Origin of the sequence: Streptomyces sp. NPDC048603, from assembly GCF_043199475.1 — a bacterium.
Taxonomy (GTDB): domain Bacteria; phylum Actinomycetota; class Actinomycetes; order Streptomycetales; family Streptomycetaceae; genus Streptomyces.
In genome coordinates this window covers 85,171-108,433 of sequence record NZ_JBICVY010000001.1, presented here as the reverse complement: position 1 = coordinate 108,433, position 23,263 = coordinate 85,171, and the positions used below count along the sequence as shown (strand labels likewise).

Annotated in this window: 23 protein-coding genes and 1 pseudogene; 10 read left to right on the top strand and 14 right to left on the bottom strand. The window is 71.9% G+C overall.

Annotated features, from left to right (window positions below):
- Positions 1–27: 27 nt before the first annotated feature.
- Both ACGFQ9_RS00570 and ACGFQ9_RS00565 read right to left on the bottom strand, forming a co-directional pair.
- Positions 28–672, bottom strand: a complete 645-nt coding sequence (locus ACGFQ9_RS00570) for a GAP family protein (protein ID WP_393569686.1) — start codon at positions 670–672, stop codon at positions 28–30.
- Positions 673–1,177: 505 nt separating this feature from the next.
- Entirely contained in the window at positions 1,178–2,227 is a 1,050-nt protein-coding gene (locus tag ACGFQ9_RS00565; RefSeq protein WP_393569684.1) for an MBL fold metallo-hydrolase, read from the bottom strand.
- Between the two features lie 308 nt (positions 2,228–2,535).
- Between ACGFQ9_RS00565 and ACGFQ9_RS00560 the strand changes: the two genes are divergently transcribed.
- Positions 2,536–3,021: a hypothetical protein gene (locus ACGFQ9_RS00560; RefSeq protein ID WP_393569682.1), complete on the top strand. Its 486-nt coding sequence runs from the start codon at positions 2,536–2,538 to the stop codon at positions 3,019–3,021.
- Between the two features lie 28 nt (positions 3,022–3,049).
- Here the strand turns inward: ACGFQ9_RS00560 and ACGFQ9_RS00555 are convergent, their stop codons facing one another.
- A complete protein-coding gene (locus ACGFQ9_RS00555) occupies positions 3,050–3,562 on the bottom strand; it encodes an NUDIX domain-containing protein (protein WP_393569680.1) in 513 nt (170 codons plus the stop codon).
- 183 nt (positions 3,563–3,745) lie between these two features.
- Between ACGFQ9_RS00555 and ACGFQ9_RS00550 the strand changes: the two genes are divergently transcribed.
- The gene (locus ACGFQ9_RS00550; protein WP_393569678.1) at positions 3,746–4,633 is read left to right on the top strand and encodes a hypothetical protein; all 888 of its coding nucleotides are present in this window, start codon (positions 3,746–3,748) and stop codon (positions 4,631–4,633) included.
- Positions 4,634–4,794: 161 nt separating this feature from the next.
- Positions 4,795–5,181, top strand: a complete 387-nt coding sequence (locus ACGFQ9_RS00545) for a VOC family protein (protein WP_393569676.1) — start codon at positions 4,795–4,797, stop codon at positions 5,179–5,181.
- A 63-nt stretch (positions 5,182–5,244) separates the two neighbouring features.
- Here the strand turns inward: ACGFQ9_RS00545 and ACGFQ9_RS00540 are convergent, their stop codons facing one another.
- The 5 genes from ACGFQ9_RS00540 to ACGFQ9_RS00520 form a co-directional block, all read right to left on the bottom strand.
- Complete coding sequence (locus ACGFQ9_RS00540) at positions 5,245–5,646, bottom strand: nuclear transport factor 2 family protein (RefSeq protein WP_393569674.1); 402 nt, start codon at positions 5,644–5,646, stop codon at positions 5,245–5,247.
- Between the two features lie 104 nt (positions 5,647–5,750).
- Positions 5,751–6,656 (bottom strand): NAD-dependent protein deacetylase, encoded by a 906-nt coding sequence (locus ACGFQ9_RS00535; RefSeq protein ID WP_393569672.1) that lies wholly within the window; start codon positions 6,654–6,656, stop codon positions 5,751–5,753.
- Positions 6,657–6,754: 98 nt separating this feature from the next.
- On the bottom strand, positions 6,755–7,795 hold the full coding sequence (locus tag ACGFQ9_RS00530; RefSeq protein ID WP_393569670.1) for a HEAT repeat domain-containing protein: 1,041 nt from the start codon (positions 7,793–7,795) through the stop codon (positions 6,755–6,757).
- A gap of 15 nt (positions 7,796–7,810) precedes the next feature.
- Positions 7,811–8,488, bottom strand: a complete 678-nt coding sequence (locus tag ACGFQ9_RS00525) for a HEAT repeat domain-containing protein (protein ID WP_393569668.1) — start codon at positions 8,486–8,488, stop codon at positions 7,811–7,813.
- Between the two features lie 165 nt (positions 8,489–8,653).
- Positions 8,654–9,568, bottom strand: coding sequence for a serine hydrolase (locus ACGFQ9_RS00520; protein WP_393569667.1), 915 nt, complete (start codon positions 9,566–9,568; stop codon positions 8,654–8,656).
- A gap of 243 nt (positions 9,569–9,811) precedes the next feature.
- On the opposite strand from ACGFQ9_RS00520, the gene ACGFQ9_RS00515 reads away from it, so the two are divergent.
- A complete protein-coding gene (locus tag ACGFQ9_RS00515) occupies positions 9,812–10,519 on the top strand; it encodes a ribonuclease H (protein WP_393569665.1) in 708 nt (235 codons plus the stop codon).
- Between the two features lie 440 nt (positions 10,520–10,959).
- On the opposite strand, the gene ACGFQ9_RS00510 is transcribed toward ACGFQ9_RS00515, so the two are convergent.
- Positions 10,960–12,000 (bottom strand): vWA domain-containing protein, encoded by a 1,041-nt coding sequence (locus ACGFQ9_RS00510; RefSeq protein ID WP_393570759.1) that lies wholly within the window; start codon positions 11,998–12,000, stop codon positions 10,960–10,962.
- 133 nt (positions 12,001–12,133) lie between these two features.
- Positions 12,134–13,045, bottom strand: a complete 912-nt coding sequence (locus ACGFQ9_RS00505) for an ADP-ribosylglycohydrolase family protein (protein ID WP_393569663.1) — start codon at positions 13,043–13,045, stop codon at positions 12,134–12,136.
- A 199-nt stretch (positions 13,046–13,244) separates the two neighbouring features.
- Between ACGFQ9_RS00505 and ACGFQ9_RS00500 the strand changes: the two genes are divergently transcribed.
- Positions 13,245–14,099 (top strand): endonuclease/exonuclease/phosphatase family protein, encoded by an 855-nt coding sequence (locus ACGFQ9_RS00500; protein WP_393569661.1) that lies wholly within the window; start codon positions 13,245–13,247, stop codon positions 14,097–14,099.
- A 69-nt stretch (positions 14,100–14,168) separates the two neighbouring features.
- On the opposite strand, the gene ACGFQ9_RS00495 is transcribed toward ACGFQ9_RS00500, so the two are convergent.
- From ACGFQ9_RS00495 to ACGFQ9_RS00485, 3 genes are all read right to left on the bottom strand, one after another.
- Positions 14,169–14,621: a nitroreductase family deazaflavin-dependent oxidoreductase gene (locus ACGFQ9_RS00495; protein ID WP_393569659.1), complete on the bottom strand. Its 453-nt coding sequence runs from the start codon at positions 14,619–14,621 to the stop codon at positions 14,169–14,171.
- 389 nt (positions 14,622–15,010) lie between these two features.
- Positions 15,011–15,214 (bottom strand): cold-shock protein, encoded by a 204-nt coding sequence (locus tag ACGFQ9_RS00490; RefSeq protein ID WP_393569657.1) that lies wholly within the window; start codon positions 15,212–15,214, stop codon positions 15,011–15,013.
- 257 nt (positions 15,215–15,471) lie between these two features.
- A complete protein-coding gene (locus ACGFQ9_RS00485; protein ID WP_393569655.1) occupies positions 15,472–16,179 on the bottom strand; it encodes an aminopeptidase in 708 nt (235 codons plus the stop codon).
- A gap of 351 nt (positions 16,180–16,530) precedes the next feature.
- On the opposite strand from ACGFQ9_RS00485, the gene ACGFQ9_RS00480 reads away from it, so the two are divergent.
- Positions 16,531–17,142 (top strand): GPP34 family phosphoprotein, encoded by a 612-nt coding sequence (locus ACGFQ9_RS00480; protein WP_393569653.1) that lies wholly within the window; start codon positions 16,531–16,533, stop codon positions 17,140–17,142.
- Positions 17,143–17,185: 43 nt separating this feature from the next.
- Here ACGFQ9_RS00480 and ACGFQ9_RS00475 read toward each other — a convergent pair whose 3' ends face one another.
- Positions 17,186–17,683 carry a DUF4232 domain-containing protein gene (locus tag ACGFQ9_RS00475; RefSeq protein WP_393569651.1) on the bottom strand — a complete coding sequence of 166 codons (498 nt, stop codon included), beginning with the start codon at positions 17,681–17,683 and terminating at the stop codon, positions 17,186–17,188.
- 266 nt (positions 17,684–17,949) lie between these two features.
- On the opposite strand from ACGFQ9_RS00475, the pseudogene ACGFQ9_RS00470 reads away from it, so the two are divergent.
- The 4 genes and pseudogenes from ACGFQ9_RS00470 to ACGFQ9_RS00455 form a co-directional block, all read left to right on the top strand.
- Positions 17,950–18,131, top strand: a pseudogene (locus ACGFQ9_RS00470) (IS630 family transposase); the annotation flags it as partial.
- A gap of 68 nt (positions 18,132–18,199) precedes the next feature.
- Positions 18,200–18,856 (top strand): hypothetical protein, encoded by a 657-nt coding sequence (locus ACGFQ9_RS00465; protein WP_393569650.1) that lies wholly within the window; start codon positions 18,200–18,202, stop codon positions 18,854–18,856.
- Positions 18,857–18,996: 140 nt separating this feature from the next.
- Entirely contained in the window at positions 18,997–20,019 is a 1,023-nt protein-coding gene (locus ACGFQ9_RS00460) for a mersacidin/lichenicidin family type 2 lantibiotic (protein ID WP_393569648.1), read from the top strand.
- Between the two features lie 7 nt (positions 20,020–20,026).
- Positions 20,027–23,251 (top strand): type 2 lanthipeptide synthetase LanM family protein, encoded by a 3,225-nt coding sequence (locus ACGFQ9_RS00455; RefSeq protein ID WP_393569646.1) that lies wholly within the window; start codon positions 20,027–20,029, stop codon positions 23,249–23,251.
- The last annotated feature ends 12 nt before the right edge of the window (positions 23,252–23,263 follow it).

Sequence of the window (23,263 nt, the reverse complement as noted above, 5' to 3'; positions counted from 1 at the left end):
CGGCCGCCGGGGCGCGGCGACGTCCCGTCAGACCTCGGCGAGCCCCTCGGCGAGCAGGAGGAGCCCGATGGCGGCGATGACGACGGCCATGACCGCGGCCGCGTTGCGCTCCAGCAGGCTCCGGGCGCGCGCCAGCGGCCCCACGACGCGTTCCCCGAAGACGAGCCGGAGCAGGACGGGCAGCAGGACCGTGGCGGCGGCGCAGGCCGTGAACAGTGCCACGGCGATGACGGCACCGGCCGGGGTCGGATCCTCGGTCGCGACCGCGATGCCCGCCGCGGCGGACAGCAGGAAGATCTTCGGGTTGAGCAGGGAGAGCAGCAGCCCCAGCCGGAAGGCCCGGGGCGGGGTGGCGTCCGCGAGCAGCCGCATCCAGCCTGGCGCCGCCTTCCCGTGCCGGACCAGCCACTGCCGGATCCCCAGCAGGACCAGGAGCGCGCCGAGCCCGATCCGCACCCAGGCCGTCCAGGAGTGCCCGCCTTCGAGCCGCTGGACCAGCGGGGTCAGCGCCACGCACACCGACACCGGGACGGCGACCCCGGCCACCCAGCCCGCCAGGAAGGCACCGCCGGTCGCATGGGCCCGCGGGGTGAACTGCATGAAGAGCGCCGGGATGAGGGTGAACGGCGACAGGGCGATCACCAGGGCGAAGAGGACGACCTCCCCGGTCACCGCGGGTCCCGGGCGCCGTGATCCGCCGCCCCCCAGAGCCTGGTGCCGGTCGGCAGCCGGCCGTCACCGTCATGGACGGCGGAGGCGGGGACCGATGTCGGACGGGATCCGGAGCCCTCCTCCGGCCGGGGGCCGTGCATCAGGGGGTGCGCGGACAACACGCTGTCCGGTACGAACACGGCCGGCGCGAGGCCGCTCGCGGCCGACTGCGGAAGCACGCGCAGGACATCGGTCACGGTCAGTCCCAACCCGCCCCGGGCCGCGGGCACCCGCAGCCACGCGACCGCACCCTCCAAACGGTCCCGGCTCACCCGTTCCGAACACCACCGCGGAGCGGGCTCCACCACATCAGCAGTCACTTCGGCATCCGATCCTGTACGTGCGGGGCCCATTCTTCCGCCGCCACACCCCACACCGGCGCCGGACACGCCACACCCGGCCCGCCGAGGTCCGGCGTCACGCCCGGGCCCCGCGGGCCGTCCCGCGCGAGCTCACCGCCACGCCTTCACGTCGTCGCGCCGGGGTTCCGGAGCGCGGGCCGGGACCAAGGCGCGTCCGGTTCACCGGACTCCGGCCGCAGCCCGAGCTCGCGGAGCTGGTTGACCGTCATCATCGCGCCGAACATCGCGTTCGGATTGGCGCCGCCGGCCCCCAGCCCGGCGACGGCCTCCGCGTAGCGGGCGGCGAACGTGCTCGGCCGGACCTGCCCGCCCTCCCCGGTCAGCCCGACTGCCGCCCCCTGCAGGGCGGTCGCCTGCTCCAGCAGCCCGTCCAGGTGGGACACCGCCTCCGCTCCCCGGCGCACGGCGAAGGTGTGCCCGTCGGTGAGGAACTCGGCCTCCCCCTGCTCGAAGAGCACGGCGACGGCAGCGAGTACGGTCTGGATCTTGAGCTGATCGGCGTCCGCCATCGCACCGCAGGCTCCGTTGCCCTCGTCGGACAGGTGGAGGACGCCGCTGTCCCTCAGGTGCACGATCACATGCCCGGCGCAGTGGCCCTGGCTGCGCAGCACGCGGACCGCGCCGTCGGCGAAGGTCCACCCGATGAAACGGAGCGATCCGATCCGGAGCAGCTCCATCGCCCGCTCCTCGTACGTCCGCGTGGTCGCGCCGAAGGGCCGCATCGGCCGGAAGAGCGACAGCATCCTGCCGGCGAGTACCGGCGGCGCGGGCAGCGGTGCCAACCCGGCGATGCGCTCGAAGGACCGCACCCAGTACGCCGCCGGGTCCCGCATCTGGTCGAGGTCGGGGGCGGGGACGCGGTGCTCGGCCGGCACACCCAGCTCGTCCGCCAGATCGTTGTTGCCGACGTGGTCAGGATGGCCGTGCGTGGTCAGCACCAGCGCCCGCGACCACGGCCCGACCCGGCCGGTCGCCTCGCGCAGCGCCGCACGGAAGACCTCCGTGACCCCCGTGTCGACCACCACCAGGGTGTCGCCGGCCCGGTGGACGAGGGCGTTGGCGACGTCCGGCTGATCCCGTTCGAGATCCAGCTCCTGCCCGAGAACCAGCACGGTCCGGTCGTCGATCCCGACGAGGTCACCGAGCGCGGCCATGATTCCTCCCGCAGTCCAGTCCATACCCTCCCTGTCCGCGTCCCTGTCCCCGGCCCCGGCCCGGATTTCCGCGGTGGTGGTCGTCCCGAGCCCGCTTCCCAGGCTGGCCCACCCACCGGCTCTCCGCAAAGCAGGACGCGCAACCTCCGGTCGACACACCGAACCCGCCGGGAGACGATGGACTCACTGCCGCTCGTCAGCACGAAGCCGGGACCGCGGACCACGGTGCCCGCCCACGACGGCACAGGCCCGTGACGCACCGGGTCCACGGGCCGGTCTCACCGGGAGCCCTGCCGAGGAGAAGCACCATGCACCGACGTGCACGCACTTCCGCCGCCGCCCTGATCACGCTGGGCGTCTCGGCACTCGTCGCGGCGCCGACGACGGCGCTCGCCCAGCCCTCACCCACCCCCGCCGCGACCTGCACCGTGTCCGCCGCCGACTCGGCGGACCGGGTCACTGTCGCGGGCCAGGGGTTCACGCAAGGGCAGGCCCAGTTGTCCTCGCCGAGCGGAGGCACGACCGCCTTCAACGTCCCGGCCGGCGGCTCCTTCCAGATCGGCAACAAGCCCGACGACCGCTACGCGGTGACACAGGGAGGCAGCACCACCGTGTGCACCGGAGGCACGAAGCCCGCCGCCACACCGGGTACCACCCACAAGGCGGGACTCATCGCGGGCTGGGACGCCGTACGCGCCGACTGCGACGCCACACCACCGGCTTCGGCCAACAAGGCGTTCTCGGACGGCTGGACCAAGGGCGCGTCCGTGGCCAGGGAAGTCTTCTGCAAGTGATGGCCCGCCGGGGCCGGAAGCGCGGCGGTCAGCGCCAGCCGAGTTCGCTGTAGAGACGCCCGGCCCGGATGCCCTCGATCGCCACCCGGGCGTAGGGGACGATGGGCTCGGGAAGCTCGTCCGCGGGCCACCAGTCCCAGGAGACACAGCACTCCGGCTCCCGCACCTCGGGCGTCCCCCGCCACTCCCGGGCCCGGAAGACCAGCTGCATCCTCGGCTGCCCGCCCGGCTCGTCCACCACGTGCACGACGTGTGCCAGCTCGACGTCCGAGGGGTCGATGGCGAGGCCGGCCTCCTCCTCCGCCTCCCTCACCAGGCAGGCCACCGCGGACTCCTGCTCGCAGTGCCCCGCGAGGAAGTGGTGGACGGAACCCGCGAACGCCGAGTCGGGGTGCCGCAGCCCCAGCAACACCCGGCCGTCCCGCTCCAGATAGAGATGCACGCCGACGACGTTGAGCCGAGCCATGTGGACCGGCCGGGCCTGCGAGGGCACGGAGGGCGGAGCAGCAGCCGTCCCGCGCGGCTTGTCAGCAGTGGTCACACCATGCTCCTCGGTCGTGAGGCTCAACGATTCGGCAAGGATATCGGGCACATGCACTTCGGCCGGTCCTGAAATCCCGAGTCGAAGCGTGTGACGGAGTCCGGTCGATGCATCGACCGGACTCCGGCAACAGGGCTGCGAGGCGAGATGGTTGGCGACTCGCCGCTTATAGGATCTGCGCTCGTGACAGAGATCGATTACGGCCGCTTCCACGAGCGGCTCGAGCAGGCGCGCACGGTGAATGCGGCCGGTTCCGGGGCGAGATGGGAGCTGCTGCGCAGTTTCCAGGAGGAGTGGGGGTACCGGCCCACCCCGGACGCTCCCAAGCCGTACGCCACCCGCATGCGGGCGGCGGCTTTCCCCAGCCCCGCCGCCGACGAGCCGAACAGGCCGTCCGACGTGGACCGTTCGCTCGCGATACCCGCCGCCCTGGACGAATGGTGGGGCCTGCCCTTCAACTCCCTCGCGGACCGGTGGGAGATCTACGAGACCAACCCGGTGTGGCCGCCCACCGTCCGCCCGGACCCCACCGGCTACGGCACCTCCGACGGGCTGCCCGAGGGCAACGCGTTCACCGGCCCCGGAGAGGACCGGCGCATCTGCGTGTTCATGGCCGAGAACCAGTACTGCAACGAGTGGGGATACGCAGCGGCCCGCGCCGGTCTCGCCGACCCGCAGGTGCTGATCTCCGGGATCGACGAGGACGGCAGGCCGGCCTGGGTGCTCCAGAGCCACTCGGTCTCCGAGTTCCTCCTCCAGCTGGCCGTCAGCCGGCTGCCCGCCGACTACGGCTGGATCGTAGAGGAGAACACGGTCGACCCCCAGGTGGTGACCCGGCTCCAGGAGTGCCTGCGGCCGATGGGATTCCTGCCCTGGCGCGAACTCGGAGCCCAGACGGAGTACTTCGGCGGACCCGACGTCATCGTCGCGCACAACACCGGCTACGGGGACTTCGAGCTCGTCGCCTATGGACGCACCCCGAAGGCACTGGACCGGCTGGCCGGAACGCTCGGCCTCGACTGGTCGGAGTGGATCTCCGACATGGAGGACGACCCCGACCACCAGGGCTGACCCGGGCGGGTCCGGGGTCGGCGGTCGGGAGCCGGTCGTCGGAAGCCGGTCGTCGGCCGGAGGCATCGAGGGCGCAGCGGCAGCGCAGGCTCCGCCGGACGCGCCACGCCGCCCCCGCCGTCCGGGGCGCGCACACCGGTGGACGGGAGGAGAGTGGGTCCATGGTTCACGTACTGGGCAGCAGGATCCTGCTGCGCCCCACCGATCCCGAGCGCTCCCGCGCGTTCTACGGCGGCACCCTCGGCCTCGCCGTCCACCGCGAATTCGGCACCGGCCCCGAGCGCGGCACGGTCTACTTCCTCGGCGGCGGCTTCCTGGAGGTGTCGGGCCGGGCCGACGATCCGCCCGGGTCCGGGCTGCGGCTGTGGCTCCAGGTGGAAGACGTGCACGAGGCTCACCAGGAGCTCCATGCCCGGGGCGCCGAGGTGCTGCGGCCGCCCCAGCGGGAGCCCTGGGGGCTGATCGAGATGTGGATCGCGGACCCCGACGGGGTCCGCATCGCCGTGGTGGAGGTACCGGCGGACCACCCCCTGCGCTTCCGCCCCTGATCCTCTCATCGGCCGTGCCGGCTCCTCCGGCCGCCGTGGTGACGGCGGCCGGAGGAGCCGGCATCAGCCCGCGGCGGCCTGTCCGGCTTCCCGGGCGATCCGCTCGAACTGGGCACCCATGGCCTCGGCCAGTGCGTGGGCGGCGCTGAGGGGGCGGACCATGACGGTGAACTCGTCGATCCTCCCGAGGTCGTCGAAGTGGAGGAAGTCGCAGCCCTGGATCTGCTTGCCGCCCACGGTGGCGGTGAAGACCAGGGCGTGGTCACGGCCGTCGGGGTTGGCGATCTCGCTGACGTACCGGAAGTCCTCGAAGACGCGCATCACGGCGCGCAGGATCGCCGCGGTGATGGGCTTCCCGGCGTAGGGCTTGAAGACGATCGGACTGGTGAAGACGACCTCGTCAGCGAGGAGTTCCTCGATGGCGGCGGCGTCCCGGTTCTCGACGGCGGTGCGGAACGGGTGCACGGCTTCCCCCTGTTTTTGCAACAAGTTGAATAATGCCTTCAGAGCGTAGACGGCCGGCCCCGATCGGCCAAGAGAGAGATGGGCCGGAGGCCGCCCGATCTCCCTCACCCGCGGTCCGCCGCCGCGCCGTCGAGGGGGATGCCCAGGTGACCGGCCACGGTCGTGAGGGCCGTTCCGAGGGGGAGTGCGACCCGGGCGACGGCGTGCCGGTCGCCGCGGGTCGGGTCCCGGTTGACGATCAGCACAGGCTTCCCGGCCTCGGCTGCCTGGCGGACGAACCGGAGTCCGGACATCACCGTCAGCGACGACCCCAGGACCAGCAGCGAGCTCGCCGCACCGACCAGTGCGCGGCAGTGCTCGACCCGCCGCGGCGGAACGGCTTCGCCGAAGAACACCACGTCCGGCTTGAGGATGCCGCCGCACCCCGCGCAGGGCACCACGCGGAAGTCCCCGACCTGCCCGTCGGTGAGGTCGGCGTCACCGTCCGGGTTCATCGCGGCGGCCACCGGCTCGAAGCCCTCATTGGCCTCCTCCATCCGCCGGGCGAGTTCCCGGCGCGAACTGAAGGTGCCGCAGGAGAGACACACGACCCGGGCCAGGCTCCCGTGGAGTTCCACCACGCCCTCGCTTCCGGCCGCCTGGTGCAGACCGTCGACGTTCTGCGTGATCACCCCCGCCAGCAGACCGCGCCGCCCGAACGCGGCGACCGCCCGGTGCCCGGCGTTGGGAAGGGCCCGGCCGAACGTGCGCCAGCCGAGGTGGCTGCGCGCCCAGTACCGGCGCCGGGCCTGGGCACTCGCGGTGAAGTCCTGGTAGGTCATCGGGGTGTGCCGGCTCAGGCTCCCGCCCTCGCCCCGGTAGTCGGGGATCCCCGACTCCGTGGAGATCCCCGCCCCGCTGAGCACCAGGACACGCCCGGTGCTCAGCGCACCGGTGACCGGCCCCAGATCCGTGGTGCCCGGCGGGAGGTCCTCGGCAGGGGTCCAGCTCAGGGTGGGGCGCATGCGCATGCGTCCAGAGTACGGAACAGGCTTCCCCGGCCCCGGGCCGCGGAACTGCGGCAGGCGGCCGGTGCGACGGCACCACCCCGCTCGCCGGGAAGGACCCGTCACCGCACCTCGCGCAGCCCGAGTACGTACGCGGCGGTGAGCGCGACGGCGCGGTCCTCGTCCCGGGCCAGGTCCGCGAGAGCACGGGACGCCGTGTCCCCGGGAATGTCCGCGAGCGCCTGTGCCAGCCGCAGCCGGGCCGAGGATCCCGATGGCCCGGATGGCCCGGATGGCCCGGATGGCCCGAGGGTGCTCCGGCCGAGGCGGTCGACGAGCCCGGCGGCGATCCGGTCCGCCAGCGAGGGGTCACGCGCCAGCACGCTCAGCGCATCGGCCGCATCGACGTCGTTCACCTCCTCGACGATCATCCCGATGAGGGTCGGAACCGCCTCGGCCACCTCCCGCGCCCCGAGCGCCAGAGCCGCGCGCCTGCGCACCACGACGTCCTGGTCGGCGAGGGCGTCCTTCAGGAGCGCGGTCGCCTCGCGGTCCGGAATCTCGGCGATGGCCCGCACGGCGCGCCTCCGGACCTCCGCCTCCGGCGAGCCCAGCCCCTCCGCCAACCGAACCAGTCCGGCGTCGCCCGACTGCGCCACTGCCCAGCGAAGGGCGCCTGCGACGTTCGGATCCGTCTCGCTCAACGCCGCCTCGACCAGGGCCTCCACCGGCACCGCACCTCCTTCGCCCGCCGACAGGGCCGCGCGCTGGCGCCTCCCGGCACTCTCCGACCCCAGGCCATGGAGGAGCGCGACGACCTGGAGGACGTCCTCCCAGCCGGCCGGCTCCGCGGCACCGATCCGCCGCAGCCGGGTGAGCAGCTCCGTTTCGGCAGCGATGCGTTCCCGGGTCCGGCGGACCAGGTCGCCGATGAGCTCGGCGGTCTCGAAGCCGGGATCGTCCAGCGCCCGGGCGACCTCACGCAGTGACAGGCCCAGCGACCGCAGGCTCTCGATGTGGAAGATCCGCCGGATGTCCTCGCCGGAGTACTCCCGGTAGCCCGCCCCGGTCCGCCCCGCCGGCCGCAGCAGGCCGAGCGACTCGTAGTGCCTGAGCATGCGGGCGCTGACCCCGGACCGCCGCGCCACATCACCGATCAACACCGCCACGCACTCCTCTCACTCCTCTCGCTCCTCCCGGACGGCCGGGCCCACTGCCACGATCCGTCTGGCCTCCTCGATGGCGAACTCGAATCGGGCATCGGGGTCACGCAACAGCCGATCCGTGGCGATCGCGTGCTCACGCACCCGGGGGACCGGAGCGGCCGACGCGGCGCGCAGCGCCGGTACCACGGCCTCACCGAGCGCGATCAGCGCCCGGCTGAGGCTCAGGCGCGTCTCGCGCCCGCCGCGCCCGAGCTGTGTCGCCAGCACCTCCGCCAACCCGGTCTCCGCCCCCTCGGGCACCAGGACGACCGCTGCCCGCCAGGCACTTCGGGCGACCTCGTCGTCGGCGTCGGTCAGCAGCGCCCGTGTGATCGCGGGCCACGCCTGCCGGTCCCCGATCTTGGACAGCGTGTGCAGGGCCTGGCTCCGGGCCTGTGCACGCTCCTCGCGAAGCGCCTCGACGAGCTTCGGCAGCGTCACCGAGGACGGGTGGCGGGTCAGCGCCCACGTCAGCATGTCCCGTACGTGGAACTCCGGCTCGACCGCGCACCGCTCGATGAGCGTGCCGACGGCGCGGGGGTCCGCGGCCGTGCCCACCGCCAGCGCGGCCCGCAGCCGTACCGACGCGTTGTCGCTCGACAGCCCCCGGAGTGCCGGCATCGTGTCCGTTCCCTCTTCCCGCATGGTCATCGGGACCACCTCCTGCCGACACTGAAGGCCTTGCCACGGTGTCAAGGTCAAGCGGGAGGGCTCAAGGCGCGGGTACGGCCGCGGCGGACACCCCCTGGGTATCCGCCGCGGCCGTGGCAGGTCGTTCGTGAACGTTCGGAAGAGTTCGGGAACGACCTGGACCCGTCAGACCGCGGGCACCGGCGGGATCGCCTCGGCCGGGCTGGCCGGCGGCGCGATGCGCTGCGGGGCCACCGTGGTCGGCACCAGGTCCTTGTGGACGGCCTTGGCGATGGCCTGGATGGTGGCGACGCCGTACTCCATCGAGCTGTTGTCCTGGGTCAGCACCGACATGTAGTAGTCGTGCCCGCCACCCTGGAAGGCGCCGACGCTGTGGACCCGCCAGCCGTGCGTGGCGCGCGGCAGCCAGCCGTTCTTGACGTGGACCTTCACGGTGGACGGCGCACCCGCGGGCGTGCCCCAGCGCTGCGAGCTGACGACCTGGTTCATCAGCTTGAGGATGTACGCCCGGGAGTTGTCGCTGAGCACCGTGTTCTTCGCGGTGACGAGCGACAGCAGGCGCTGCTCGTCCTGGACGGTGATCTGGGTGAGCCCCCAGTAGCCGTTCGCGCCGGGCACGGTGTGCGTCATGCCGGCCGCGGTGAGGAAGCCCTTGATCTTCGTCATGCCGAGCTGCTTCCACAGCGCGGTCGTGGCGTTGTTGTCGGACTTGGTGATCATCGCGTTCGCCAGGTCCGCCTCACGCTGAGTGAGGTAGCGGTTCGTCTTCTTCGCGTCCCACAGCAGTGCCCCGAGGACGGTCACCTTGACGACGCTGGCCGAATCGTACGCGGAGGTCGCGCGGAAGGTGCAGGTGGTCTTCGTGGTGCGGTCGTACAGCCCGATCGCGATGGCGCCCTTGCGGTTCGCCATCGCCGCCGTGATGTCCTTCTGGAGCTTCGCGGCGAGCCCGGCCTTGGCGGACGTACAGGCGACCGTCGGGGCGGCCGCGGCGGGCGTGGCGGCTGCGATCGGTACGAGTACCCCGGCCGCCAGGCCGGCGGACAGCATGCGGGCGCGCCGGGATATCCGGTGAGTCATTGGAAGCTTCCCATCCCCTTTGTTGCCGAGCGAGTGCGCTCGCGCCCGCTCCACCGACATGACTCATCGCCCCGCCGAAAGGTTGCACGGCAACCGAAAAAACGTTCCATCGATCATGCGCATGGCGCGAGAGGGGATGAAATCCCCCGTTTTGCCCGCATGCCTGCCCGCCGGCCGCAGGCTCCGGAAGCCCACCATCCGGCCGTGCGCCGGGCGGTGGCACTGGTCGGGCATCATCGAGGGATGTCTGATCGCATCATCGCCGCCTGCGACGGGGCGGCCAAGGGAAACCCCGGCCCCGCCGGATGGGCCTGGGTCATCGCCGACTCCGAGGGCCGCCCCGAGCGCTGGGAGGCCGGCCCGCTGGGTCGCGCCACCAACAACATCGGTGAACTCACCGCCCTCCAGCGGCTGCTGGAGGCGGTGGAACCGGGTACCGCCCTCCAGGTGCGGATGGATTCGCAGTACGCCATGAAGGCCGTCACCCAGTGGCTGCCCAACTGGAAGCGCAACGGCTGGAAGACGGCCGCCGGCAAGCCCGTCGCCAACCGGGAGCTGGTGGAGAGCATCGACGCGCTGCTCACGAGCCGCGACGTCGAGTTCCGGTACGTGCCCGCCCACCGTGAGGACGGCGACCACCTCAACGCCATCGCCGACCAGGCCGCCAGCGACGCGGCCACGACCCAGGAACCCGCCGGCACCGCGCTGGGGGCCGCCGACATCCCCGTACCCGCGCCGGAACGCAGCGCGCCGCCCCGCCGCAAGCCCGGCACGGCGCCCGCCCGCAAGACCGCTGCCGCGGCCGCCCCGGGCACCGGATCGCGGACCCTCAAGGCGAAGTTCAAGGGCACCTGCCCGTGCGGCCGACCGTACGCTGCCGGCGAGCCGATCACCAAGGTCGGAACCCGGTGGGGCCACCCCGACTGCCGCGCCACCGCCCCCACCGTCTGATCCGCCGCACCTCCGTCCCGCCGGCCGGCTGTCGGCGGCATGCGCCGAGGCGGCCGCTGCCGGTGGGTTCATCGTCCAGGCCGGACCGGATATTCCGCTCACCGTCCGGTTCGAACCACAGGGGACCGAGTTCGAGCTCGCCCCCGGCGACCACCTCACCGTCGAATGGCCCGTTCCCGACAGGGCGGGCCTGCTCGGCGGCGTGACCCACGAACGGGATCGGCTGACCCTCAGCGAGCCCGCAGGGGGCACGGCCCGCCTCTGGAACTCGCGCGGAAGGGAACTCTCCGTGTTCGGCTACTGAGAGCCGTCCCGCACGGGACGATCAGCGCCTCCGGGACCTGCGGGCGCGCCGACGGGGCGCGCGGGGACGATCGACAGCTGTCCGCACCTGTCCACCGACTTGGCCGCGCGCCGTGCCGGCGTCTGGCCGATCTCCCTCAGACCATCAGCAGGAGCCGGGTGTGCGGAACGAGCTTCCGGTTCACGCTGGTGCTCTGCACGAAGATCGTGAACTCGTCGTTGTGGTCCGGCTTGACGCGGACTTCCGTGTCCGGCAGGCCGAGCAGGGCCCGCGCCTCCGGCCCCGTGTACACCCGGTCCGTCTTCTTCTCCAGCACCGCGATCTGCTTCCGCGCCTGAATTTTCTCCGACTTGCTCAGCTGGTAGAACGCGCAACCGGTGCGGTACGTGTGCCCGCATTCGATGACCCATTCCCGGATCGCCGCATCCCGGTCCACGGGAATCAGCCGGTACTTCGCGGAATCGGCCGGAGTGAGTCCGGCCGCCTTGATGGTGTCCTTGTTGACCGCCTCCGCACCCGTGGAGAACATCGCCCGGGATCCCCGGATTCCCCGGGAGCGGCCCACCATGAATTTCTCGGTGGCCTGCTGGATGACCTGCCCGGCCTCCTCCAGCCCGCGCGTGCTCGTCGCGTCCCAGATGGCGATGTTGTCCTTCGGGAACCCGTACTGCATGGCCTCGCGCTTGCCCATCTGGTCCGGCACGAGGACGGCCAGCGTCCAGTTGTCCTCCTGCGTCTCGACCATCTTGGCCACGGCCTGGACCAGCGCACGCTGATCCCTGGTGGGGGCGTCAGGGCAGTGATGACTCGCGTTCTCCTGGCCGTCGGTCAGCACGAACGTCAGGAAGCTGTGGTCGCCGTACAGTTGAGCCGTCTGCGCCAGCTCCCGCTGGGACTTCAGCGTGGCCGCCAGCAGAGCCGTCATTCCGCCGACCCGGTACAGCTGCTTCAGGGACGGCATGCGCAGCACGTCCTTGTCGTAGATGACGCACTCCACCTTGTCGGCGAACACGTACACCGTGACGCGGGTTTCCTGGTCCAGTTCCTTCGACCGGCGGGCCAGATACGCAATCTGCTGATCGGCGACTTCGACGACCTTGCGACTCAGATGCGACATGGACGAACTGGCATCCAGCACAAGCGCGACGTGATTGATGTAATTCTGGTTCCCGGACAAGGTGGATCCCCCTCTTTCGAATCGGTGATCCGATCCTCCCACCCACCACTGACAATCGATCACGAACGGACCTCGGGCCGGCGCCGGACGCCGCACCGAGCGCGAGAGGTGCCGGCCGATTCCGCTCCCGCCGCTACTCCGGCAGCACCGGAGGCAGGGGTTCACGGGCCGCGTGCCAGGCGGCGGGGAGAGCCGAGACACCGGTGCGGGCGGCGATCACCCCGCCCGCGATGGCGCAGTTGGTGTCGATGTCGCCGCGCCCTCCGACCGTGCACCACAGGCCCTCGTGCAGGTCGTCGAGATGACCCGCCGCGCACCACAGCGCATAAGGGACGGTGTCGGGCCCGGACATGCGGTACCCGGAGCCCAGGACCTCCGCGGCGTGCCGGACCGAGGTGCGTTCCGGCATCCGGGCCGCGATCCGCACCCCCGACCGGACATCGCTGTCGGGGAGCCGCTCGGCGACCGCCCGGAGGAAGTCCGCCCGGGCCGGGGCGCTCCCGCCCCGGCTGCGGGTCGCCAGCGCCGCGCCGAGGGCGACCGCCACCGCCCCGGCGACCGCCTCCGGGTGGTGGTGCGAGACCTCGCTCTGGCGGGCGGACTGCTCGGCGACCGCGTCGAGGTCGGCGGCGTGCCAGGCACCGAGCGGGGCGGCACGCATGGCCGCGCCGTTGCCCCAGGAGCCCTGCCCGCCGAACTGCTCGCCGACCACCGCCTGCCACGGCTCGCCCGCGCCGATCCGGCGGAGCACGTCGTGCATGGAGGCCCCGTAGCCGCGGTGCGTGTCCTCGGCGTAGGCGGCCGCGAAGCGCAGGGCGAGACGGTCCTGGTCGACGATGCCGCCGCTCTCGGCGAGTTCCCGGACGAGGACGAGCGCCTGGGCGGTGTCGTCAGTCCACTGCCACACCGGCTCCGGGGGCGGCGTCCGCGCTTCGAGGGCCGCCGGACCTTCGCGGCGCAGGATGCCGAACCAGAGGTCCCCGAAGGCGTCACCGAAGGCGAGGCCGTCCAACGAGTCCAGAGCAGCGGCAGGCAGTTTGATCATGCGGGCAGTCTCGCAGTGCGACGGCGTTTCCGCACTCCGCTCGTCCGTCGCCGAAGCGGTGGCGCGGCTGGCCACGTTCTGCAGCCCCACGGGCGGCGACGAGTTCCGGCACACCGCACGTGCTGCCGCATACTCCGTCCCATAACCTCGTGCATGGAGAGACCCGATGCCGCGGGGCAGTCACCGTGAGGAGGCGACGATGCTCGGTAGGGGAGTGCGCCTGCTCGCGGGCGCCTTGATCGTGGCCTGCGTGGCGCTCGTCGGCCCCAGCGCACCCGACGATGCCCTCTTCGCCAGGTCACTGCCCGCCGACGCCGCCGGCGATGTCGTCCCGAACCGGGTCATGACGTGGAACGTCTGCAACCCCTGCAAGAAGAGCAACGCCGACCGGGCAGCGGAGATCGCCACGTACGCGCCCCAGGTCGTGGCCCTGCAAGAAGCATGCGTGCGCGACGTGGAGAAGATCCGCGACCATCTGCGGAGCCGCTACGGGCTGGTGTACCACGTCGAGTACGGGATGGTCCTACGGAACTGGAGCCGCTGCGGGGGAACGCCATGGAGTCCCGGAGCCTTCGGCCAGGCGATGCTCTCGGCGGCGCCGATGACAGACCTCGTCAACGTGGAATACCCGCACGGTGGATCAGAAGACCGCGGGTACATGGCGGTCACCACCACCGTGGGCGACCGGCCGGTCCGGGTCTTCAACACCCACCTCGCCCAACGACGCCAGGAGGCGGTCCGGGCAGACCAGATCCGCGTACTCGCCTCAGCCGTCGCCCGGCACGACCGCGCGATCGTTCTCGGCGACTTCAACGCCGTGCCCGACGCCCCCGAACTCACCGGGATATGGGCCCTGGCCGCTGATACGGACCCCCAGTGCCGTCCCGCGCCTCTCTCGCCTCCCTCGTCCGCCGACGGCTGCAAGCCGACCACCGACTGGCAGCTCAAGTTCGACTACGTGTTCCTCCGGGGCATCGACCCGTCCGAACACCGTGTGATCCCGACCCCGTACTCGGACCACCACCTGCTGCTCTCCGACCTGCGCACCACCTGACCGGGCCGTCCGCCGTGCCACGCCGTACCGTGCCGCCGTGCGCGGGCGCGACGGCACAGAGCAGATGCGTCAGTGGCCGCCGGGAACGGGTTCGAGGACGAAGACAGGAATGATCCGGTCCGTCCTCTCCTGGTACGCGGCGTAGTCGGGGAACGCGTCCACCGCCCGCTCCCACCAGAGGGCCTTCTCCTCGCCGGTGACCTCGCGGGCCGCCATGTCCCGGCGTACGGGCCCGTCCTGGAGCTCGACCCTGGGGTCGGCCACGACGTTGTGGTACCAGACGGGATGCCTGGGTGCGCCGCCGAGGGAGGCGACGACGGCGTAGGTTCCCTCATGCTCGACGCGCATGAGCGGCGTCTTGCGGATCTTCCCGGTCCTGGCGCCGCGCGTCGTGAGGATCACGACCGGCAGGCCGGTGTCGCGCAGTGTCGTGCCCTCGGTCCCTCCGGAGCCCTCGTACGCATCGACCTGGTCCCTGACCCACTGTTCGGTGCTGGGTTCGTACTCGCCCACAAGCGGCATGTCGTGCTGATCCCTTCCTCCGAGCCGTCCCTGTACGCGGCCGACGGCGCCGGCGCACCCGGTACCCGCCGCACGGAACCACCTTGCCCATGGTTGCCCTGCACGACAGCACGACAGCGCCGTGGCGCCCAGGACGAACTCACAAAACGGATTCAGCGCAATTCGGTGCGTGCCCCGTGCCGCGGCCGGGCAATACGGAATTCATATTTACGTACCCCGCATTAGCGGGCCGCCTTCAGGACATTCCGGCGTGGTTCCTCCCGGATCGCCCGCGCCGAAAAGGAGGCCAAAAGGAAGCAGAAAGGCGTGTCCGGGCCCCGCGGGGTGCCCGGACACGCCAAGGGGGGCGCCGCCGCGCGGCGCCCCCCGGAAGGGCTGAAGCCCAGACCTCAGGCGGCGACGATGTTCTCCGCCTGCGGGCCCTTCTGGCCCGCCGTGACGTCGAAGTTCACCCGCTGGCCTTCCTGGAGCTCACGGAAGCCGGTGGAGACGATGTTCGAGTAGTGGGCGAAGACGTCGGGGCCGCCACCGTCCTGCGCGATGAAACCGAATCCCTTTTCAGCGTTGAACCACTTCACGGTACCGGTCGCCATAATCTTCTCCTTCTGGGAAGTGCTGGGGTCGCACACGGTGTGCGTCCCCGTCGCTGAGATGACCCCATCCGGAGATGCCGGAAAACAAAAAATGCGCCCATCGCACGGCGTCGGGCGCACACGAAATTCATGGGTACCAAAACTGCAACGGAATCGAGGCTAGCACGGTTCCTCGGATCGTGCCGGGATCGTGCCGCATCGGGCAGGAAAACCGTCGGGACAGGCACCGTCACCGCGGCCTGCCCGCCGCGCCTCGTTCAGGCGAGGTCGAGGAGTTGCTTGAGGGTTCCACCGAACCCGCGGCACTCGTCGACGAGCTGTAGCTCCATCACCCAGTGGGCCGGAAAACCGGCCTGGTCCCTGCGGCGCAGGGGCCGGCTGTTGTCGAAGGCGATGAGCTCCTCGTCCCGCATCGCGGCAGGCGCACCGGCGACCGCGGTGCCCGTCAGCCGGCCCACATGGCACGTGGCCAGTTCCCACCCGGTCTTGCGGACCAAGGCGCGGACCTCGGCGTGCAGCATCCTGCCGGTGATGTTCCCGTGGCGCCGAAACACCTCGCGACCGTCCAGGAAGACCTCTCTCAGGTCCTCGACGAGCCGGTGCCGGCCGGGATCGTCCCCGAGGACCACCGTGCGCGCGAAGCCCGTCTCGTGATCAGCCATCAGCGGGCTGAGGTCCACGACCACCACGTCGTTCACCCCGATCAGCCGGTTCGGCACCTCCTGTCCGGCCGGCAGCAGGGTGTGCGGCCCGGACCGCACGAGCCGTCCGGACCCGGAGAACGCCGGGCCCGCCACCCACCGGGCGATGTCCCGGATGCCGCTGTCCGCCTCGATCTCGTAACGCCCCGCGGCGATCACGCCGTCCGCCACTGCCCGGGCGAACACGGCCGCCGCCATCCGCTCGGCCTCCACCAGCCGCAGCGCCCGCAGCCGCTCGTCCATCCGGTCGCGTACCGTCACCATGCTTCCCTCTTTCGTGCTCCCACCGCGAAGGCCGTCCGGTTGCGGACGGGATGGTCCTGCACTGGCAGGCGGGGCAGTCGGTGGAGGTATCCGCCTCGGGCGAGGCCTGGCTGAACGTAACACCGTCCAGACGGCCCTCTTCAGTGGTCGATCCCCCAGACCTGGGGCGGAACGGCTCCCCGCCGCTGGTCGGAACACCAAGTCCCCGTACGCGGCCCTCGGAGACCGGGGTCGCGGCCGAGACCGACCGGCAGCGCGGTGAGCAGTAGCCGTGGCTGGTTTGTAAGCTCGCGCCCGAGCGCCCGACGCGCTCGGGTACGTACACACTGCGAAGCACAGGACGGCGGCCTCATGACCACTGCACGGGATCTGCTGATCGTCGCACTGGACGACGGCGCCGAGCGGACTGCAGAACAGGGCGATCTGTCCCTCACACTCGCGGGCGCCGAGATGATCGACCTGCTCGAGGCCGGGGCCGTCCGGCTCGACGGCGACCGGCTCGTACCGGGCGGGAAAGCGGCCCCCGAGGACTGGCTGCTGGCCGAGGCGGCCGCATCGCTCGTAGGGGACGCGCCGTACGAGTCGCTCACCGACTGGCTGTGGCGCCGGGGCCGCGGCCTGGCCACGGCCTACCGGTCCGCGCTGGAGTCGGAGGGGCAGCTCGTCAGGGAGACCCGCCGAGGCCTCTTCGGACGCGCGGGCGATCCGGTGCCGGCCGACTCGCCGGCCCGCCGCCGGGCCGTGGAACGGCAGGCCGCGGGCGAACCCGTCCTCACCGCCCTCGCGGAGGCCGCCGGGGTCCACGGCGAGCGGACCGGCGACGCTCCGGAGGTCACCGACGACGACGTCGCGACCGTGATGGCCGCCGTCAACGACGCCGTGGTGGAACTGGCCTCCGAACGGCAGCGGCGCGCCATCCACGAGGCGGCCTTCGACAACATCTGGCGGGGCCCGATCGGCTGACCCACCGACTCCCGGAGCACGGCACGGCGTACGGCTCCGGGAGTCATTCGGAGGCTTGCACCGGGCTGATCTCGAAGGCTCCGCACACCCGCAGGTGGTAGGGGATCTGCACGGCCTGGAAGCTGTTCGGCGGGTAGACCTTGACGTAGGTCGACGTCGGACGGCAGCTCTCCACCACCCCCGGGCTGTTGGTGCGCAAGACGGCGGTCACGGTTTCGCTCGGGAGGACGGACACCGTCTCCACCGGCTCGCCGGTGCGGATCGCGGAGGTGCCGATCTGGCGATGCCGTACATCCACGACGCTGACGCCCGGGTATCCGCGCAGCACACAGGTGTGGGTCGAGGTGTTGGTGAACAGGATCGGGTAGTAGAGGGAACCCGCGGCGCCTTCCGGCTCACCGATACCCAAGTCCAGGTCTGCCACCTGACAGGCCGGGGCGCGCGGCACGGCCGACGCCTGGGCCGCGCCGACCGAGGCGCCGGTGGTTGCCAGGAGGGCTGCGGAAGCGATTGCCGCCGCACGGGTCAGGACGTTGCTCATGGCGCCAACTCCTGTGTCAGCGATGGGTGATGCCGCCTTCCGGCGCGAAGATGTCCACCCGGCGAAAGCCGGAGATGGGCGGAGGGGCCGGCGGAAGGGGGGTCGGGCTCGACGCGTCCCCTGCCGTCCGCAGAGGCACCCGGCACTCCTCGCGGAGGCCCGACCGGACGGAGCACTCCTGCGGCCGAACAGCACGGGCCTGATCACCCCACTCTACCCGTGCGGGCTCCCCACGGCCCTTCGGCAGCAGCCACCCCGAAGGGGCGGTCGAGCTCTGCTTCACCCCGACCTACGTGTGTCCGGGGCCAGTCCGATCGAGGCGCACTTCGGACCTCTACGGCAGTTCACCCTGGCCAACTCCCACCACCCCAACCACATCGTTCACAACAACGCCCGCCACCCCGACGTTCCCGCCGCCCAACGACGCGAACGGGCCCGCATCCGCAGTCGGTCACAGCACCAGATCCTTGGAGGCCGGAAGGGGTTGCCCTCTTCCCCCCGCGATACGGTGCCGGCATGTCTCGATCAGCCGAAACCGAATCAGTCCTGTCTACCGTCACCGCGGACGACGTCGACCTTGCCGTGCGGCTTGCCACGGGCATCCTTCGGGACGCACCCACCGAGGGGTGGGGACGTAAGGCCGGTTCGCTGGAGTGGGACTGCTGGGAGACCGCCGAGCACCTCGCCAACGACCTGTTCTACTACGCCGTCCAACTGGGGCCGCAGAGCCCACCGCTGGACACCCATGTGCCCATCGCGTTGAGCAGGAAGAGGCCGGACGGACCCACGGTCTTCCTCTACGCGGACCGTGACTCGGGTCCGGCCGGCCTGCTTCAGGTGCTGGAGGCGTGCGGCGCGCTGCTGGTCGCCATGCTGCGTACCACGCCGCCCCAGGTCCGCGCCCACCACGCCGCCGGGGTGTCGGACCCCGAAGGCTTCGCGGCGCTGGCGTTGCAAGAGACGCTGGTACACATGCACGACCTGGCGGAAGGCTTCGGGCTTGCCTGGACCCCGCCCTCCACTCTCTGCACACGGGTGCTCGCCCGTCTGTTTCCAGAGGCGCCGGGCGGCGCGGACCCCTGGCTCACCCTGTTGTGGGCCACCGGCCGCGGCGAACTGCCGGGTCACCCTCGTCTCGCCACGTGGCGTTCGGACAGCACACCGCGGTCCTAGCAGCGGATCGGCCCCAGCCGCGGCCGCGTGTGCGCGCCCGCACGGATGGGCCTACGTTGGAGAGAGATGGATGCCGTGCCGATCTGGGCCCTCCGCGCATCCCGTCGTCCGACACCTGCTTCCTCCAAGGAGGTTTTGGCATGGGCCACAACGCTGAAGCCGGTGAGGTGTCCGGTCGGGAATGGCACCCGATCGGGGCGCTGTACGCACGCCGGGCACTGGACCCCGTGATCGACGTGGTGGTCACCATCGCCGACGATTTCACGAACTGCCCCGCCAAGTACCATCGCGTACCCGACCGGGTGGCCGACACCCTCGGGGGCTTCCGCTCCCTGGTGGGACGGGACCCGGAGTGGCCCGATGCCACGCAGCGCGTGGCCCTTTCGGGCGGAGTGATCGACGGACTGGGCGTCTCGGCCGCCGGTTTGCGGAAGGCGGCCATCGTCTTCGTCGAGCAGAGCTCGGCCACGACCGAGCCCCGGCTGCGCCGGGCGGGGCGGGAGGCCGCCGACACCCTCCGCGCGTCCTGCGAGCAGAGCGCGGGCGCCGCCATGGCCCTCGCGGAACGTCAACTCGGTTCCCTGTTCGAGCGTGCGGCATCCGTGCTCACCAGCGAGGAGGTGACCGGGGCGTTCGGCCTCGCGGGACTGCCCGCGCAACCGGACGGCCGATCGGGCATGGCTCCCTTCCTCAGCCCCGGGATGGTCGCGCTGTACGAGGCGGTCAGCCGGACGGCCAACGGGGCGCAGGGCCGGATGCCCGCCGACGAGCACAAGATGGGTACGGTCCAGCGGATCGCCCGTCACGGCGCGGACGCCCTGTCCAAGACCATGGACGGTCATGACGACGGCAGCCTGGACGGTGCCCTGGAGAGCGCCTACAACTGGGCGCGCGCCCTGCAGGACCTGCTCGTCGGCATCGACATCCCCCGGGCCTGGCTGGATCCGCGCTACCTGCTGGGCCTCCAGACCGCCGAGCGGGACGTCCTGCCGCCCAGTCCGGCCGGAGAGATCGAGCTTGACACCCCCGCGCTGCAGGCGTGGGCGGCCGCCGCCCCGGAAACGCCGTACTTCCGGGGCACCTTGACCGTCAACTACGAGATCTGCTGCTCCACCGCGGGCTGCTCGACCAGGTCCTGCAGTTCGGGCACCTGTGACAGGTGAAGCGCGCGTGACGGTCCGACCGGCGGCCTGGCCGGGCGCGCTCACGTTCGCGGAGCGGATCGCGCTCCTGCGCGCCGGCGCCCCCCGGCCCGGCCTCGGCGACCCCGACCTCGCGCGCGCCCGCCTCGCCCAGTGGCGATCGGAGCCGCAGTTCGCCCACGGGGACGGACTGACGCGCTGGCTCGCGGACACCGGGGTCGGCGAAGACGAGTTCCGGCAGGTCCTCGGCGTACCACCGGCCGATCTCGTGGAGGGTGCCGACCCACCGCCCTGGTGGGAGGACCTGCGGAAGGCGTACGCCCGGCTCCCCGGCCATGACCTCGACCCACCACCGCACGGGTTCCCGAACCTGGTCCGGCCGCTGGTCGCCGAGGCACGCGGCCGCCTCCGGGAGGGGCAACGCGCCCTCGTCGGCGACGGCACCCCGTGCTTCGACCCCCTCGCCATCGAGAGTTCGCTGACCGGAGACCTGCTGGCGGAACTGTCCCACACCGTGAACCGCACGCTCGTGACGGAGCTGCAACTCGCCCGCCTCCGGGGCGAACTGGACGGCCACACGGCCGAGCAGCGTTTCGAGTGCTTCACGGAGCGGCTGCGGGATCCGCGCGAGGCCCGGGCCCTGCTGGACGCGTACCCCGTCCTGGCCCGCCAGTTGGCGGTACGGACCGGGCACTGGCTGGACTCCGGCCTGGAGTTCCTCGGGCATCTCCAGGCCGACCGTGACGTGGTGCGCGCCACGTTCGCCCCGGCCGCGGACCCGGGCGCGGACCCCGGCGCCGACCCGGGCGTCGTGGTCCGGCTGGACAGCCGGCTCGGGGACAGCCACCGGCGCGGACGCTCGGTCCGCATGGCGACGTTCTCGTCCGGTCTGCGGGTCCTCTACAAGCCGCGCCCCATGGCCGTGGACGTGCACTTCAACGCATTCCTCTCCTGGCTCAACCGCCATGGAGCCGACCCTCCCTTCCGTGTCCTCCGCGTCCTGGACCGCGGTGCGCACGGGTGGATGGAGTGCGTAGATCACACCCCCTGCGACTCGCCGGAGGCGGTCCGGCGCTTCTACCTGCGGCAGGGCGGCTACCTGGCCCTCCTGTACGTGCTGGAGGGCATGGACTTCCACGCCGAGAACGTCATCGCGGCCGGAGAACACCCCGTCATGGTCGACCTGGAGGCGCTCCTGCACCCGTCGCTGGAGGCCGGCGCGTCGGCAGAAGCCGAACACACGGCGGTGGACCTGCTCTCCGGCTCCGTACTCCGCGTGGGCCTGCTGCCGCAGCGGAGCTGGGCGACCGCGGACTCACCGGGCTTCGACGCCAGCGGCATCGGCGGAGCCGACGGACAGCTCACGCCCTACACCGTGCCGTACCACCAGGACGCCGGCACCGACAGGATGCGGGTCGCGCGCAAGCCGGTGCTCCTCACGGGCTGCCACAACCGCCCGTCCCTGCCCGGGCACGAGCCGGATCCGGGGGACTACGTCAACGAGGTCGTCACCGGCTTCCGGCACACGTACGGCCTGCTGCACGCCCACTGGGACGCGCTGTCGCACCCCTCGGGGCCGCTGACGGCGTTCGCCCGTGACGAGGTGCGCGTGATCCTCCGTGAGACCCGCACGTACGGAGTGCTGCTGTACGAGAGTCTCCATCCCAGCCTGCTGCGTGACGCACTGGACCGGGACCTGCTCTTCCACCGCCTCCTGGTGGAGGCCCGGCTGCGGCCGTACCTGGCCCGGGTGGCCGAGTACGAGCGCGAGGAGCTGTGGAACGGCGACGTTCCGGTCTTCACCGCACGCGCCGATTCCCGCGACCTTGTGACCGGGACCGGTGTCCGCATCGAGGGGTTCCTCGCGGAGTCCGGGCTGGACCGGGCGAGGCGCCGGCTCCGCGGGCTCGGCACCGACGACCTCGAACAGCAGGTGTGGTTCGTCCGGGCCTCCATGGCGACGGCGGAGCGCCGCCGGGACGACGGTCCGCGCGCCCCGTGCCCGGTACCGGCGGCCGACCCGGACGAACCCGGCCGCACGGCCGGCGCGGAGCGCCTGACGGCCGCCGCGCGTTCGGCCGGGGACCGGCTCGCGGACCTGGCCCTGCGGGGTGACGACGACGCCGCCTGGTGGGGATTCTCAGCGACCGGCCCCGGGCAATGGGCCATCACCGTCCCGGGACAGGACCTGTACGACGGAACGGCCGGAATCGCCCTCTTCCTGGCCTACCTCGGCGCGGTCACCGGGCAGAGCAACCACACGGACCTCGCCCGGGCGGCCGGCCGGACGCTGCTGCGGCAGGTCGAGCGGGACCGGAGCCGCCCGTACGCCATCGGCGGGTTCACCGGCTGGGGCGGAACGGTCTACGCACTCACCCACCTCGGCGTGCTCTGGTCGGATCCGGAACTCCTCGGCCTCGCGGAGGACCTGGCCGGCCTGCTCGCCCCCTCGATCGAGCGGGACGACCAGTACGACGTCATCGCGGGCGCGGCCGGCTGCATCGCCGCACTGGCCTGCCTGCACCGGGTCCGCCCCTCCGCGACGGCCCTGTCGGCCGCCACGCGGTGCGGCGACCATCTGCTGGCTCGGGCCCGTCCGGCGGGCAGCGGGCGGGCCTGGCTCAATCCCGCACTCGGCGCACAGCCCCTCACGGGGTTCTCCCACGGCAGCGCGGGCATCGCGTGGGCTCTGCTGGAACTGGCCGCGCTGACCGGGCTGGAACGCTTCCGGACGGCGGCCCAGGACGCGCTGGCCCACGAACGCGACCTGTTCGACGCCGACCAGGGCAACTGGCCAGACCTGCGCACCCGGCGCGGCCGGAACGACACGCGCCCCATGACGGCCTGGTGCCACGGCGCGTCCGGAATCGGCCTGGGGCGGCTGGCCATGCTGCGCCATGCGCCCGACCCCGCCGTCCGCTCGGAGGCGCGGACCGCTGTGTCCACCACCCTCAGCCGTGGTTTCGGGCACAACCACAGCCTCTGCCACGGCGATCTGGGCAACGTGGAACTGTTGTTGTCGGCGGCCGACGTCCTGGGCGAACCGTCCCTGCGCGCGCGTGCCGCCGCGGCCGCGGCACGGGTCCTCGACGAAATCGACCGCGACGGCTGGATATGCGGCATCCCCCGCGCGGTCGACGCCCCCGGGCTGATGACCGGCGTCGCCGGCATCGGCTACGGCTTCCTCCGGCTGGCCCACCCTGACCTGGTCCCACCGGTGCTGCTGCTCGCCGCACCACCCCGGTATGGCTGAGCGTCGGAGGTC